This is a genomic window from Weissella thailandensis, assembly GCF_001932615.1.
Classification (GTDB): domain Bacteria; phylum Bacillota; class Bacilli; order Lactobacillales; family Lactobacillaceae; genus Weissella; species Weissella thailandensis.
In genome coordinates this window covers 882,620-897,227 of the sequence record NZ_CP014332.1, presented here as the reverse complement: position 1 = coordinate 897,227, position 14,608 = coordinate 882,620, and the positions used below count along the sequence as shown (strand labels likewise).

Here is a 14,608-nt window from a genome sequence, read left to right as displayed (position 1 = left end):
ATAGCATACAGTTCTAATGTCTATAATCCCATTAGAACTGTATGCTATTTTGTTAAAATTCGTCTTGTAAAGTAGCGACCATGTCGTAATCCTCAGGTACTAATTTGACGTATTGTTGCAACGCTTGTAAGGCAAGCTCACGTTCACCTTCACCTCTGAAATAATAATAAGCTGGTTTCAAAAAGTCTGGTTGATCCATAAAGAATGGCAATGCAGCACGCCAATACTTAGTAGCCATTTCAAAATCTTCTAAGGCTGTGTAACTTTGGGCCAAATTCCAATAAAGTTGTGGATTCACATCCGTATCATCATTGTCAAAGAAATCATTCAATAGATTAATGTTATCAATATCATTTCCAGTTTTCACCAAGAAATCAGAATAGCTGGTAACCAGAATAGAGTCGGCTGGATTATTTTCCAATCCCTCTTTATAAAGGGCATTCGCTTGTTCATTTTCATCGAGCTCAGCAGCGATTTTAGCACCTTCTTGATAGAACTTAGCATTAAATGGGTCGACCGCAATGCCTTCTTGATATGTCACCAATGCTTTTTTAGGCTCATGCGTATTCAAATATAACTGCGCCAGTGGTTCATACAAACCAGCATATGATGAATCAATTTCACGTAACTCAGTAAAAGTTTTAATCGCTTTTTGCTGATTCTCTGGATTTGTTGCATAAGTTAAACCAAGTTGGAAACGCACATCTGGCGTCATATCTGCATCTTTGATTTGTTCAAGGTAACCCAGCGCATTGTCGAAGTTTCCCACTAATGCGTAAGCCACACCGATTCGCGACACAATATCCAAGCCAGAGAAATACCGTTCACCATTTTTAATTAGTTGTCGATAATATGGGATGGCCACTTGATATTTTGCAGTGGCAAAATAAAATTCTGCAAGTGCAAATTGAATGATTGGTTCTTCTGAATCCTGCTGGTATGCAGCCAATAACTTACCTTCCGCAGCTTCTACCAGCCCTTCTGACTGATACAAATCTGCAGCGACTAATAAGGATTCAATATAAGCTGTTGAATCCTCTGAAATCTCTGATAGGTACATGAGTGCCTGGTCCGTATCATCTTCATCAATGGCAATGTCAGCCAAAGACGTCCGTAATTGATCCTCATCCGGGTATTTAGCTAATAATTTTTTATATGCACGCTGGGCTTGGTTAGAAAATCCTAACCCATAAAGCTCCTCAGCCAATGAATAAATCGTATCGTCATCATCATAACGCAAAGCAGAGGCAAAAGATTTCTTTGCCGCCTCTAATTGTCCACTTGATAATTCATCAAGCATTCGTTCTGCAAAACTTACCATAACACCATCCTTTCTTAAAAATTAATGTTTGTTTGCTTGAGCCTTTTTCTTTGCTTGTGCAAGCAAAGCCTGTCGTGCTGATTTCTTTTGATCAGCCGTTACCTGACCTTTTTTTGCCGCACCACGAGCAAAATCATTTGATTTAATTGTTCCTTTTCCCATAATGTCATGTTCTTTCTATTTCAGTGACTCATTTTTAAGTGAGACCACATTCGCTACCGTGGCTCCCTTAACAGATTTAGCCTTTAAATTAACCTGATCACCTGTTTGCATCAACAAAGCTGTTTGCTTCTGTGACGGATCCAAAGTATATAGTATATCATCATCAACCAGCTTAAAGACAACAACTTGCTTATTATCTAACGTTGCATTGGTATTCACTCGTGCAACCTTGCCGCTAGCCTTTTTGACTTTGGCTTTTGCATCACTAGCCGCTGCTGTTTGAGCACTACCGGCAAGTGCATTACGGTAAGCTGCCAGTGCATCTGATGCATTCGCACCTTCACCAATAATGTTTTGGTCAGCTCCCTTGATATAGGCATATTCACGGAAACGTTCATTATTATCCATCATTGAAATGACCCAAGTTGGCGTACCATCAACGTTCATAATCACAGGATTTGAACCATGCCACTTATTTTGGGGATGCAGCTGTTTGGCAACCTTCATTGCCCCTTCAGAATCCATGATACCAACATTTTTACCAGTGTAGAAGCGTAATTGACCAGTTCGCGTATCCACTAATGAATAACCCTTATCTGAATCGGCATTTGAACGTACCGTTGTAAAATCATCAAAATATGATAATGAGCCATTAACATTAAACATTGGTGTCACACCACTTTCAGACCCATTTTCAGTTGGCTTGATTTGATTTTTATGACGGAAGTTAAAGGCATATGGATTACCATAAGTTCGATTCATTAATGTCGCTGCCTCTGGTGAAACACCAACATCGACCCATTTTGGTAAGTCGCTCGTTTTATACACTTTTGTTTTTCCAGTATCTGCACTAGTAATTGATACGTGAATATTATCAAATAACAATTGACCAGCCCAGCGGACACGCAATAGTGTTTGTACCCAATAAGTTTTGCCATTATTATCAACTTCTAAAATCGGCTCACCTACTTGTTGATAACGTGGGTTTGCCATATAAATTTTACGAGCAATACTATGTGAAAACCAACTGGTTTCAGAATAAGCCATATCCTTCTTCACAAAATGGGCCGTGTCGTTAATATCGGTTGCTGATGTCACAAAGTAACCCGGTAATTCGCGATTCATAAACCATGATACAAAACCATTAAATTCTACCGGAGCCACATAGTAAGGCTTACCTTTAATATATTGTGCTGATAAATCACCCAATTCATACATTGATGAATCTGGTACTTGTGAAAATGCCTTTTTCATCATATTTTCGGCAGCTTGTGCTGACAGAGCAATTGGTTGATCATCCTTAGTCAAAGGGGCTTCTTTATGATGCTTTGCTTGTACAGAATGATACATTGGTCGTACAGTCAGTGCCTTTGAGACACCGGCAGATACAGATATACCAATAGCAATAAGCGGAATAACAAATGGCCAGAAGTTTATCCCTTGTAAGCTAAAAGAACGTTTACCATTTACTACGCGTTCAACCAATACTGATGATGCGCCTGTAATAACCGCCCAAATACTAACCAATGTGGTTTCAAGCGCTACTGGGATCACTAATTGTGATAGTGTTGGTACCGGCATCCACCAATAAATAAAAATAACATTGATAATGGTGACAATACCAACTGCCAACCAATCCAGTTTGCTAAGTTTTAGTTTTTTTGCCCATAGAAATGTCGCAATCGCTGTAATTTCCAGAACTAAAAATGATGTAATCATGCATTTCTCCTCATAAAAAATAGATAACTTAATTGTACCATAACGTCAGGCTTTTTTAAGTTTCCCCTCGGTATGCTATGATGAGCACAACAAAGCATTCAGGGGGCATTATTTTATATGGTTATGGAAGACTACTTTAAGGACTTACGTCACAAAATTGGTCATGAAGAAATTATTATGCCCGGTGTGGCTGGTATTTTATTTGACGATACGCGTCAAAAAGTATTAATGGAACAACGTGGTGATGGCGAGGTTGGTTGGAGTCTCGTTGGTGGTATGCAAAATTTAGGCGAATCAGCTCCGACATCACTCATTCGTGAATTTAAGGAAGAAGCTGGCATTGACGTTAAGATTACCGCCTTGATTGGTGTCGATACCAATTTTCACCACACCTTTCCATCAGGTGACAAAGCCCAAATTCCAATGTTCCTGTTCGAAGTTGAAAAAACTGGTGGCAAGCTAATTGCTGATGGCGACGAAACACTATCATTAGAATTCGTACCACTAGCTAAACAACCTAAAATGTACAATCAGCAACACCAATTAGCAATTGACCAAATTCGTAAAGAAGTCCCCTATGGTTGGTATTTTTAGCACAAAAGGTGGTTGAGACATTTATCTTGTCTCAACCACCTTTTGTATAACTACAATTTAATTAAAGAATATGCAATGTTAATTTACTACGACCATTACCAAGTTTCTTAACTGATAATTGTTGTGGTATCTGCTGTTTCATGGAACTAACATGAGAAATAATTCCTACCAATCGGCCACTTTGCTCAACCATACTTAAGGCTTCCATCGCTTGCGAAAGTGTCTGTTCATCCAATGAGCCGAACCCTTCATCAATAAAGAGTGCATCGATTTTGGCACCACCCGCACGATGCTGCACGATTTCAGCCATCGAAAGTGCAATCGAAAGTGCGGCAATGAATGATTCACCACCTGATAGCGTACTAGTTGCCCTAATTTTGCCACCATCTTGGTCATAAATATCAATATCCAAACCGTTTTGATTGGCTCGGCCAGCCTGTCGATTTGACAAAATAAATTGATATCTTCCAGCCGACAAGACACCTATATAATGGGCATTAGCATACTCTAATACGTCATATAAAAAGCGTCGCAAAATAAAGGTTTCAAGGCGTAGCCGTTTATCATTATTACCATCAACGGCTTCTTTTAAGGTAAACAAATCTCTACCTGCAGATTGTTGAGCTGCCCATTGCTCTTGTAGTGTTTGTACAGAATATTCAATCTGTACCTGTTGCGTTAACTGAGCTTCCTTTGCCGTATAGTCAGCCACTTGTTGTTCAACAGAAGCTTGCTGTTCATTAACCAGCATTTGCAACTTCTCTAAATCCGGCAAGGTTTTATTACCAATTTGTTTTTTCAAATCGTCGACTTCTGCCGTTAAGCTTTTGATACTTGTCTGGTAAGCCATAACGGCATCATGCAACTGATTGATTTCATCGGGATCTTGGTCTAAACGTCCCATTAATTCATCAAATCCAGCTTGGTCTGCAACTGGTCCCTCACTAATAACCGTTGCTAAACGTTGCTGTTCTTGCGTTAAATCAGCTTGAATTTGCGCCAATTTTTGTTGGATGCTTGCTAACTGTTGCTGTTTCTCCTGTTGACTATTTTCATTTCTTAACAATTGCTCACGTAGCTCATTGTCAGTTTCTTCATATTTTTTAATCTCATGCTGAAGTTGCTGAACCTTCTGCTCATACTCGGTCACTGACAATAATTGCCCGGTCGATGCTGTTAATTGCGTAATTTCATCAGTCAATTCTTGCTTATTTTGTTGTTGCGATACAAGAATTTGCTTATTTTCGACCAAATCTTCTTTAGCTGCTTGGAGCTGTTGTTGTTTATTGACAACTTCTTTTTCTAAGGATGTCACTTGCTTTTTAGTATCACGCATGAAAACTAAAGCCAGTTGTGCTTTTTTGTTAACCTGTACTTTATCAAATATCGTTGGCAATTCACTAAAAGCTTCATTAAAAGAAGCGAACACTGATTCCCAATCGGCCTTTATCTGTTCATAAGTCTGATTAATTTCACTTTGTCGTGAATCTAACCATTCCTTTTCACTTTTAATATCAGCCAATTTCGTTTCATAAGCCGTCGTTACTTTAGATAGATCTGCAGCAGCATCTCTAACTGAACGCTCTGTCTTTTCAACCGCTTGAATAGCCGTTTTTAAATCTGCGTAGGTTGTCGTTGCTGCTTGATTATGCTCATGCTGCTGACCTTGATAAATTTGACCACAAATCAAGCAAGGCTCACCAACCTTTAACTCTTGTTTTAATTGCTGAATCAAGATATCACGACGTAATGATTCTTGCTCTTTTAATTTTTGCAATTGTAACGATTGATGCTCTTTTGACTTTGTAACTTGTTCTGCTAATTTTGCTGCTTGTAATTCTGCTAACTCTAAGGCTGATTGCCGTGACTCATAGTCACTGACCCGCTCTGCCATATTTTGTATCTGCGAAGTTAGCTTTGTCAGACTAATTTCATTAACGATAATTTGCTGTTTATCAGCCAACTTCTTTTGTTTATCTGTTAATTCGTTTTCAGTTACTTGTAATTGATCATTTAGTTTTTGATTAGTTTGTTCAGCTGATGCAATTTTCGCAATAACTTGTGCTTGCTTATCTTGAGCTTTAGTCAATTGACGAGATTTAGGTAGTAAATCATTTTGAATTTGTTGTAAAACAATGCGCTTGTTAGCGATACTTTCCTTTTGTTTATACAGTGTTGTTTGTTGATCTACCAATACAGTTTGGCTATGTTTTAGCTGATTGCTTGCTGTTGTCACTTGTTGCTTACTATCTGATTCATCAGCTAATTGTTTAGTAAGTCGTTGTTGCTTATCAACGATTTCACGTTGCGATTCGGCCCAACGCAAAGTTTGCCACCAAGTTTTCTTTTTTTCAATGACCGGTTTCTGTGTATATTTTTCTTGCAATAACTGATTCTTTTGCGTTAATTGTGTATATAAATTTTCAACGCGTTGACCTTCTTGTTGCCGTTGCTGTAGAACTTTTAATTCCTCACGTGCTTTCGTCAAGTCGTTCTCTTGTTCAGTTAAATCAATGCGCATTGCTTGATTCATCTGAGATAAAAGCGTCAACTTTTCTGCTGCAGTTGGTGCAATAGTATCAATATCATCCTGTTGCCAGTCAATTTGTTTTAACTTATCGTCACGTTGGAAAGCAAGTTGTTCCAGTTGACTATCAGATGTTTTTTGTTGTTGTTTCAATTTATCCGTAAACTGGTCAAAGATTGCCGTTCCAAATAGTTGACGTAAAATGACCTTTTTATCATCACTTTGGGCACTTAAAAATTCTCGAAACTTATCTTGTGGTAATAAAATTATTTTACGAAACTGTTCAGCATTTAAGTGTAGTAATTCTTTGACGTGGTCATTAACAACGGTTGCTTTATCGCCGAGTGCAGCAATTGGTGTTGCGAGGACATCATCAACTTCCATCAAAGAAACCGTTGCTTTATGTTCGGTTAAATCAAAATCTGATTTTGCACCACGCTTCTTTTTTAATGACTGTGTGGGCGTACGCTTAATTTCATAGAAACGGCCATTATGTTCAAACCAAAAAACGACCTTAGTTTCTGAATTCGTATCAGCAAATTCACTACGCATATCTTCCGGACGTCGTTCACCAGTTCCTTCACCAAACAAGGCATAGGTCATACCGTCAAAAATAGTTGTCTTACCAGCACCCGTATCGCCAGTAATTAAAAATAGTTTAGATTCAGTGAAATTTGAAAAATCAATCGTGGCATGATCATAAGGTCCGAAATTGTTTAATTGTAATTTGATAGGACGCATATTAATTATCTTCCTCCTGTTGGTGTAAGTCACTCAAGGTCTCATCAATAAGCTTCTTTTGATTATCATTCAGTTGTTCACCAGTCACAAACTCATAAAAATTAGCAATCATTTTATCATCAGATTCATTATCATCACTAATTTCTGGAATACTTGTTTCACTCTGCATTAACTTAGGTAAGTCATATTGCACTTCGACAACATCACCATAAATTTCAGCCAGCATTGCCCGCGCATTGGGTGATGTGACCGGTCCTTTAATCTTAATACTAAAGTAGTTTTTATGTGCTCGTTCATACTGTTGATAAAAACTTGGTGTCACTAATTCATCAAAGGTTCCAGTCAGTAAAATCAAATCCTTCTTAGGGACTAATGGTTGCCACTTTGTTTTCACTTGATGATCGTTGATTTCAACAAGATAAACGCCCTTTTCTGATTGGGCTTCTTTCGTATTAAATTTGATTGGTGAACCCGAATATTGCACAACATCACTAGGACTCGCTTGTTTTAAATGTAGATGACCCAATGCAACATAGTCAAAATCCTTAAATAATTGATCATCCAAGCCACGTAAACCACCAACTTGTGAGTTAGTTTCACTAGTGAATTCATAATCCTGATTTTTACTACCCACAACATAATAGTGGGTCACCAGCACATGATTCATTGCTGGTTTAAATTTAGCAACCATTTCGTTAACAATACGGGGCATGACTTGATTGATTGTTTGATACTGTGCTGTTTCATCTTCTGTTATGCCGTAATGCACCCGAGCAGTTGAAGGCTCAATAAATGGTAACAAGAATACTTGTGTATCTTTTGTTTCAATAGGTGTAAAAGCATCAGCCAGCGTTGTATTTAAATATAATTGACTCTTTTCCCGCCATTCTCGCCCAGCACCCAATCGTGTGGCACCATCATGATTTCCGGAAACAGCATAGACCGGCATTTTAAATGTTATATTTAAATCTTTCAGCATGCTCTCTAAACTATTAACTGCTGAAATTGGCGCAATACCGCGGTCATATAAGTCACCAGCAATAATCACACCATCAACTTTTTCTTGAATTGCTAAATCCCTAATTTGTTGATAAGCAACTTGCTGTTCGGCTAATAGTGAATAGCCCCCTAACTCTTTACCAATATGCCAATCGGCTGTATGTAAAAATTTCATAATCAAAATTCCCTCTAATCTAACAATTAATGACTATTTTGTCGAAAACAAAAACAGACTGGGAAATAACCCAGCCTATTACGCTTAATAATTAAATTAACGTATCCACTTTCGTAATGGTACGCTTACAATAAGTGCTAAGATAAATCCAACCAAAACTTGGAAAATATTTGCTGGCACATCTGTAAGGCCAGCCAACGTTGCAGCCTGTAATGACATTTTTGACCCACCAGTGACCCATAGTAAGAAGCTACCAGCTACCCAGTAACCCACAACCATGGTAATACCACCTAAGATGTTACCTAAAACACGGATACCCACTGTTTTATCAACGTTATAATGTCCAATGATCCAACCTTCTCCACCATGGATAAGTAATGAAAAAAGCATCCATTGTGGATAGCCAGCAAATAAGTCTAGTAAAAATCCAGTTAAACCACCAACGGCTAATCCCATTTTAGGACCAAAATGCCAAGCACCAATAAAAATACCAGTTTCTACTAAAGAAACGAATCCTGTTGGCGTTGGTAATTTGGCGACATAACTTAATACAATGTTGATAGCAATCAACACCGCTCCGATAGTAATTTGCTTTGTTTTCATTTCATCTACCCCTTATGGCGGCGCGCTGCCTGCCAAACATTACCTACTTTAAAATCATCATTCAAACGAACTCCGTGCAAAATACCATCATGTACAAAATCCTTGGCATCGTCAATTGCCGTTATTACTGGTACATCTTGTGATATCTGACTGGCAATGGCTGCTGAAAATGTACAGCCAGCCCCATTATTATATGGTTGCGAAATTTTTGGTAATTGCATCATCTTTTCCGTATTATTAGAAACAACCGCATCGATTGCCATATCACCAAGTAAACGCACACCACCCTTGACCACCACGGTTTGTGGTCCCATTGTATGGAGCATCTTAGCAGCTGTTAATAAATCTGCTCCAGAACGAATTGATTGTTCCGTTAATAACTCAGCTTCAATCAAGTTGGGTGTCACGACTGTTGCCAGTGGTAATAATTTTTGCTTGATGGCAGTGGCTAATTTTGCCGCATTAACTGAATCAGTTTCTTTAAACGCCATCACCGGATCAATAACGACCGGTACTTGGCCAGCATATTGTTTGATAAATTGGCTGACTAGATCAATATGATCAACAGACGGTAACAATCCCACTTTGATACCCTTAATATCTGTAAATTGACTCAGAGATGTTAATTGTTTGGCCAACACAGATACTGGCACATCATAAATATCAAAATCAGCTTGATTAACTGTCACAATACTTGTAATGGCACTTAAACCAAACAACCCATATTCATTAAATGTTGCTAAATCAGCTTGGACCCCACCACCAGCTAAAATATCCGAACCAGCGATTGTTATAATTTTCCCTACTCCCATCGCAATACCTCTTTTACAATAATTAATTAAATTTAAGTTTAGCACAAATTAACGACGGTAAACACATACATATTGAATGCGTAGCTTTATTTGAAAGCATAAACGTGTTTCAAAAAACTGAGGATTTAATCTAAAAACAACAAAAAAAGAAGTAGTGTTAAACACCACTTCTTTTTCAATACAACTTATTTGATTGCATCCTTCAATGCCTTACCAGGCTTGAATGCAGGAATCTTTGATGCAGCAATCTCGATTTCCTCACCAGTTTGTGGGTTGCGACCCTTACGAGCTGCACGAGAACGTACTTCAAAGTTACCAAAGCCAATTAATTGGACCTTTTCACCCTTTGCCAAAGTATCTTGGATTGAAGCAAATACTGCATCCACTGCAGCAGTTGCATCCTTCTTTGTCAAACCAGTTGCAGTTGCAACATCAGTTACTAATTCTTGCTTGTTAGCCATTTAGTTTTCCTCCTGCATAGGTATATTGGCGTTTTGCCAATAAATTAAAATTGAATCTGTAATTAGATTTCGATACTTAGAATATCATAATTATGTGGTTCTTACAAGTAAAAAATGCCTTTAAACGTTGATATAGCAAGGTTTTTGTCATATCCTTAAATATTTTTATAAAATTTAAGGCAAAGTATGCAATATTAAGTTTATTTTTATTTACGTGCTCTTTTAATCAAGTGAATTGGCGTTCCAGTAAAGTCAAATGATTTACGGATTTGATTCTCTAAGAAACGTTCATATGAAAAATGCATTAACTCAGGATTATTGACAAAAACAACAAAAGTTGGCGGTTGGATAGCTACTTGCGTTGCATAATAAACACGCAAACGCTTACCATTAACTGTTGATGTTGGATTTAATGCCAAAGCATCTGAAATAACTTCGTTCAACGTAGCCGATTGAATTCTCTTTCGATGGTTATCATTTACTTGCTTAATTAGTGCTGGTAATTTATTCAAACGTTGCTTTGTCAAAGCTGACACAAAGACAATCGGCGCATATGATAGATATTGGAATTCTTGACGAATTTGATTTTCAAAATCCGTCATTGTGTGATTATCCTTTTCAAGCGTATCCCACTTATTTACAACAATAATAACGGCTCGACCTGCTTCATGCGCATAACCGGCCACGTGCTTATCTTGCTCACGAATACCTTCTTCCGCATTTAAGACAACTAACACGACATTTGAATCGTCAATTGCACGCATTGCACGCATGACTGAGTACTTTTCAGTAGATTCGTAAACCTTCCCACGTTTACGAATTCCCGCCGTATCGACCATAACAAATTCGTCACCATCTTCTGAAGTAAATCGGGTATCGATGGCATCACGCGTTGTACCAGAAATGTCTGACACGATAACCCGTTCCTCACCTAACATCGCATTCACTAATGATGACTTCCCGACATTTGGACGACCAATAAATGAAAAGCGTACCGCATCATCTTCTTCTGGTGCTTCTACATCTGGGAAATTAGCCACAACTTGATCCAACAAATCACCTAATCCGGTACCATGTGCACCAGAAATTGGATATGGATCACCAAATCCTAATGCGTAAAACTCATAAATTTCTGAACGCTGTTCAATATTATCAACCTTATTAGCTGCCAAAACAACTGGCTTTTTTGATCGATACAACATTTTAGCCACACGTTCATCAGCTTCAGTTAATCCTTCGCGAGCCGAAACCATGAAAACAATAACATCTGCTTCATCAATCGCAATTTCAGCTTGTTGAACAATTTGTGACATAAATGGTTCATCGCCCATGTCAATTCCACCGGTATCAATTAACCGAAATTCATTAGTCAACCATTCCGCACGTGTATAAATACGATCACGTGTAATACCTGGCGTATCCTCGACAATTGAAATTCGGTCACCCGCGATGCGGTTAAAAATTGTTGATTTACCAACATTTGGACGACCAACAACAGCCACAACAGGAAATCCCATATTATCCTCTTTTCTGAATTACATAATTTATTGTAATTCGCGTTAATTTGTATACTCTATGTTTAATATTAACATGAATTAATACGAAACAAAAATTAGAGGCTGAGACAACATCTGTCCCAGCCTCTAACTGTTTTAAACTATTCTAATGCTTAGTCGAAATCTTTGAAGATGTCACCAAATGCATCACCTAACGTTGCTGAACCTTCTTCTTCAGAAGTTGAGTAGTTAGTTGGTGCTGATTGGCGAGGGCGACGTGAACGACGAGGGCGATCATTTTCCTCGCGTGCAGGTGCTTCTTCCAAAGCCTTGATTGACAATGACAAACGTTGACGTTCTGGGTTAACATCCAAAACCTTAACTTGAACCTTGTCACCGGCTGTCAATACATCACTAGGGTTAGCAATGTGCTTGTGTGAGATTTGTGAAACGTGAACCAAACCTTCAACGCCTGGGAACACTTCAACGAATGCACCAAAGTCAACCACACGCTTAACAGTTCCCTCTAGAACTGTACCAGCTGGTGCTTTTTCAGCTGCTGTATCCCAAGGTCCTGGTTGAGTAGCCTTAATTGACAATGAGATACGCTCACGTTCTGGATCCAAGCCCAAAACCTTAACCTTAACTTCTTCACCAACTGACAAAACGTCTGAAGGTTGTGAAACGCGTTCGTGTGAGATTTCAGATACGTGTACCAATCCATCAACACCACCAAGGTCAATAAATGCACCAAAGTTAGTCATACGAGCAACTTTACCTTCAATTACATCACCAACTGAAAGTTCATCAAAGATGCGTGCCAAAGCAGCTGAACGCTCTTCATTCAAAACTTCACGACGTGACAAGATCAAACGGCTATCTGCTGCGTTGATTTCAATAATCTTTGCACGGATAGTTTGACCCTTGTATTGGTTCAAATCTTGCACGAAACGGTTCTCAATCATTGAAGCAGGTACGAATCCACGTACACCTTCAACATCAACAACCAAACCACCCTTAACGGCTTGCGTTACTGGTGCTTCCACAATGTCGTCAACACTGTGCTTGCTTGCGATTTCTTCCCAAGCACGACGAGCTTCAAGACGACGCTTTGACAATAGGTATGATCCACCTTCCTTGTCAGAACCGATAGTAGATACTACTACCAAATCCAACACGTCTCCGACCTTGACAAGGTCATTTACGTCCGCATCGCGGTCAGTTGTCAATTCGCGCAAAGGAATTACACCTTCAACACCGGCACCTTCAATACCTACGATAACTTGACGATTATCATCAATTGCCAAGACTTCACCCTTAACTACATCGCCAACTTTAACTTCGGCTACGCTGTCAAGAGCTGCCAATAGCTCGTTGTTCTCTTCGTTCATTACAATATATCCTCCTGGTCACACGACTCTAATGGTTATTATACCTAATCTTGATATATATTACCAGTGTTTTTTACATCTTTTTGAGTTGTGATTATTAATTTCGTAATTTATTTTCAATAATGCGCTTTACTTCAGCTACTACTTCTTGAATTGACAATCCAGTAGTATCTAATTCTGTCGCATCAGATGCTTTCTGCAACGGCGATATTTCGCGATGAGAATCTAAATAATCTCTTTTCTCAATCGCCGTTTCCAATTCTTCTAATGTGGTAGCCATCCCTTTTGCTTGATTTTCCTTAAAGCGACGAACTGCTCGCTCATGGACAGAAGCAATTAAGAAAATCTTCACTTCAGCATCCGGCAATACCGTTGTACCAATATCACGACCATCCATGACAACACCACCAGCGGCCGCTATATCACGCTGTAAGTCTGTCATTGCCGTACGGACATCCCCATAGGCTGAAACAGCTGAGACATTTGCTGTCACTTCAACTGATCGAATATCATCGGTTACTTCTTCATCATTTAAGAAGACACGCTGTACTGGGTTACCTGGCTTAAATGAAATATCAATCTCTGGCAATAATGCGACGACCGCTGCCTCATCGGTCAACTTAATACCTGCTCTAATGGCAGCAAGGGTAACAGTTCTATACATCGCTCCTGTATCAACATATACAAAATTCAAGTCAGTAGCCAAGATTTTAGCAATCGTTGACTTGCCAGCCGAAGCTGGTCCATCAATTGCAATCTGAATTGGGTTCATGATTCACATCCTTATTCAATTTATTACTATTCTATTTTACGCCTAATTCGGTGGAAACACTAGGCATATTTAATAAAAAAAGTTGCGACATTTACTATGTCCCAACTCGATTATATTTAAAATTTATTATTGTACTTGAAAACTTCTACTTGACCTTCAAGCCCTTACCGTAGAAAGTCGCATAATTGCTTGATGTTAACCCGGGATTCAAACTATATAACTCTTCAGGAGTTGTATTATTGGCACGGGCAAAGCTATATAAGGTACCAGAATCAAATGATACTGTTTGCCCTTCTTCTTCAGATGATGCCGCTGCTTCGGATGAAGACTTTGCTGCTGCTTCTGCCTCTGATGAAGATTTGGCTGCTGCCGCCTCACTCGATGATGCTGCCTCGGCCGCTTCGGATGAAGACTTTGCAGCCGCTGCTTCGGATGAAGATTTAGCTGCTGCCTCACTCGATGACTTAGATGCGGCAACTTTAGCCTTTGATTCTGACTTCGCTGTATCAGTTACTTTATTCGTTGATGTTGTTGTTTTTGTTGATGAAGCAACTGGCAGCTCAGTATTTGTTGTGTTATCAGCAGGCTTATTTAATTCTTGTAGATATTTATATACAGGAACAAAAGACAACACAATAACAATCAATACCAAAATCCCGACAACCATACTAACACGTTGCGACTTACGCCGGTTTTGCGTTCTTGAATACTGCTTGGTTGTATCATCTTTAAAAGATGCCTCCCATGGCTGTTGTTTATCCTTTTTTTCGGTCATGATTGGTGGCTCTCCTTACTATCTTTTTTTACTATCTCTAATAATACACTAACCGCCTTA

At 38.9% G+C, this 14,608-nt stretch carries 13 protein-coding genes; 1 reads left to right on the top strand and 12 read right to left on the bottom strand.

Features of this window, described 5'->3' with window-relative positions; all coding sequences use genetic code 11:
- Positions 1-52 precede the first annotated feature (52 nt).
- Genes FOL01_RS04330 through FOL01_RS04325 form a run of 3 tightly spaced genes read right to left on the bottom strand, consistent with a single transcriptional unit; the run spans position 53 to position 3,202 of the window.
- Positions 53-1,321: a tetratricopeptide repeat protein gene (locus FOL01_RS04330; RefSeq protein WP_075269513.1), complete on the bottom strand. Its 1,269-nt coding sequence runs from the start codon at positions 1,319-1,321 to the stop codon at positions 53-55.
- Positions 1,322-1,342: 21 nt separating this feature from the next.
- On the bottom strand, positions 1,343-1,483 hold the full coding sequence (locus FOL01_RS11190; protein WP_165845866.1) for a hypothetical protein: 141 nt from the start codon (positions 1,481-1,483) through the stop codon (positions 1,343-1,345).
- A gap of 15 nt (positions 1,484-1,498) precedes the next feature.
- Complete coding sequence (locus FOL01_RS04325) at positions 1,499-3,202, bottom strand: hypothetical protein (protein ID WP_075269512.1); 1,704 nt, start codon at positions 3,200-3,202, stop codon at positions 1,499-1,501.
- 117 nt (positions 3,203-3,319) lie between these two features.
- Between FOL01_RS04325 and FOL01_RS04320 the strand changes: the two genes are divergently transcribed.
- On the top strand, positions 3,320-3,796 hold the full coding sequence (locus tag FOL01_RS04320) for an NUDIX domain-containing protein (protein ID WP_083603433.1): 477 nt from the start codon (positions 3,320-3,322) through the stop codon (positions 3,794-3,796).
- A gap of 61 nt (positions 3,797-3,857) precedes the next feature.
- Here FOL01_RS04320 and FOL01_RS04315 read toward each other — a convergent pair whose 3' ends face one another.
- The 9 genes from FOL01_RS04315 to FOL01_RS04275 form a co-directional block, all read right to left on the bottom strand.
- Positions 3,858-7,064: an AAA family ATPase gene (locus tag FOL01_RS04315; RefSeq protein WP_075269511.1), complete on the bottom strand. Its 3,207-nt coding sequence runs from the start codon at positions 7,062-7,064 to the stop codon at positions 3,858-3,860.
- Position 7,065: 1 nt separating this feature from the next.
- The gene (locus FOL01_RS04310) at positions 7,066-8,238 is read right to left on the bottom strand and encodes an exonuclease SbcCD subunit D (RefSeq protein WP_075269510.1); all 1,173 of its coding nucleotides are present in this window, start codon (positions 8,236-8,238) and stop codon (positions 7,066-7,068) included.
- 96 nt (positions 8,239-8,334) lie between these two features.
- The gene (locus FOL01_RS04305; protein ID WP_075269509.1) at positions 8,335-8,841 is read right to left on the bottom strand and encodes an ECF transporter S component; all 507 of its coding nucleotides are present in this window, start codon (positions 8,839-8,841) and stop codon (positions 8,335-8,337) included.
- Between the two features lie 5 nt (positions 8,842-8,846).
- Positions 8,847-9,653, bottom strand: a complete 807-nt coding sequence (locus tag FOL01_RS04300) for a bifunctional hydroxymethylpyrimidine kinase/phosphomethylpyrimidine kinase (RefSeq protein ID WP_075269508.1) — start codon at positions 9,651-9,653, stop codon at positions 8,847-8,849.
- Positions 9,654-9,838: 185 nt separating this feature from the next.
- Positions 9,839-10,114, bottom strand: coding sequence for a non-specific DNA-binding protein Hbs (locus FOL01_RS04295; RefSeq protein WP_042493879.1), 276 nt, complete (start codon positions 10,112-10,114; stop codon positions 9,839-9,841).
- A 206-nt stretch (positions 10,115-10,320) separates the two neighbouring features.
- Complete coding sequence (gene der, locus FOL01_RS04290; RefSeq protein ID WP_075269507.1) at positions 10,321-11,631, bottom strand: ribosome biogenesis GTPase Der; 1,311 nt, start codon at positions 11,629-11,631, stop codon at positions 10,321-10,323.
- A 152-nt stretch (positions 11,632-11,783) separates the two neighbouring features.
- Positions 11,784-13,001 carry a 30S ribosomal protein S1 gene (gene rpsA / locus FOL01_RS04285; protein WP_075269506.1) on the bottom strand — a complete coding sequence of 406 codons (1,218 nt, stop codon included), beginning with the start codon at positions 12,999-13,001 and terminating at the stop codon, positions 11,784-11,786.
- Between the two features lie 97 nt (positions 13,002-13,098).
- Positions 13,099-13,773, bottom strand: coding sequence for a (d)CMP kinase (gene cmk / locus FOL01_RS04280; protein ID WP_075269505.1), 675 nt, complete (start codon positions 13,771-13,773; stop codon positions 13,099-13,101).
- A 145-nt stretch (positions 13,774-13,918) separates the two neighbouring features.
- Positions 13,919-14,548, bottom strand: a complete 630-nt coding sequence (locus FOL01_RS04275) for a LysM peptidoglycan-binding domain-containing protein (RefSeq protein WP_075269504.1) — start codon at positions 14,546-14,548, stop codon at positions 13,919-13,921.
- Between the last annotated feature and the right edge of the window lie 60 nt (positions 14,549-14,608).

What these genes read in the sequence shown, in the direction of transcription:
- FOL01_RS04315 (WP_075269511.1), bottom strand. Translation starts at nt 7,064, where the DNA reads ATGCGTCCTATCAAATTACAATTAAACAATTTCGGACCTTATGATCAT.
- FOL01_RS04305 (WP_075269509.1), bottom strand. Translation starts at nt 8,841, where the DNA reads ATGAAAACAAAGCAAATTACTATCGGAGCGGTGTTGATTGCTATCAAC.
- FOL01_RS04325 (WP_075269512.1), bottom strand. Translation starts at nt 3,202, where the DNA reads ATGATTACATCATTTTTAGTTCTGGAAATTACAGCGATTGCGACATTT.
- cmk (WP_075269505.1), bottom strand. Translation starts at nt 13,773, where the DNA reads ATGAACCCAATTCAGATTGCAATTGATGGACCAGCTTCGGCTGGCAAG.
- FOL01_RS04295 (WP_042493879.1), bottom strand. Translation starts at nt 10,114, where the DNA reads ATGGCTAACAAGCAAGAATTAGTAACTGATGTTGCAACTGCAACTGGT.
- rpsA (WP_075269506.1), bottom strand. Translation starts at nt 13,001, where the DNA reads ATGAACGAAGAGAACAACGAGCTATTGGCAGCTCTTGACAGCGTAGCC.
- der (WP_075269507.1), bottom strand. Translation starts at nt 11,631, where the DNA reads ATGGGATTTCCTGTTGTGGCTGTTGTTGGTCGTCCAAATGTTGGTAAA.
- FOL01_RS04320 (WP_083603433.1), top strand. Translation starts at nt 3,320, where the DNA reads ATGGTTATGGAAGACTACTTTAAGGACTTACGTCACAAAATTGGTCAT.
- FOL01_RS04310 (WP_075269510.1), bottom strand. Translation starts at nt 8,238, where the DNA reads ATGAAATTTTTACATACAGCCGATTGGCATATTGGTAAAGAGTTAGGG.
- FOL01_RS04330 (WP_075269513.1), bottom strand. Translation starts at nt 1,321, where the DNA reads ATGGTAAGTTTTGCAGAACGAATGCTTGATGAATTATCAAGTGGACAA.
- FOL01_RS04275 (WP_075269504.1), bottom strand. Translation starts at nt 14,548, where the DNA reads ATGACCGAAAAAAAGGATAAACAACAGCCATGGGAGGCATCTTTTAAA.
- FOL01_RS11190 (WP_165845866.1), bottom strand. Translation starts at nt 1,483, where the DNA reads ATGGGAAAAGGAACAATTAAATCAAATGATTTTGCTCGTGGTGCGGCA.
- FOL01_RS04300 (WP_075269508.1), bottom strand. Translation starts at nt 9,653, where the DNA reads ATGGGAGTAGGGAAAATTATAACAATCGCTGGTTCGGATATTTTAGCT.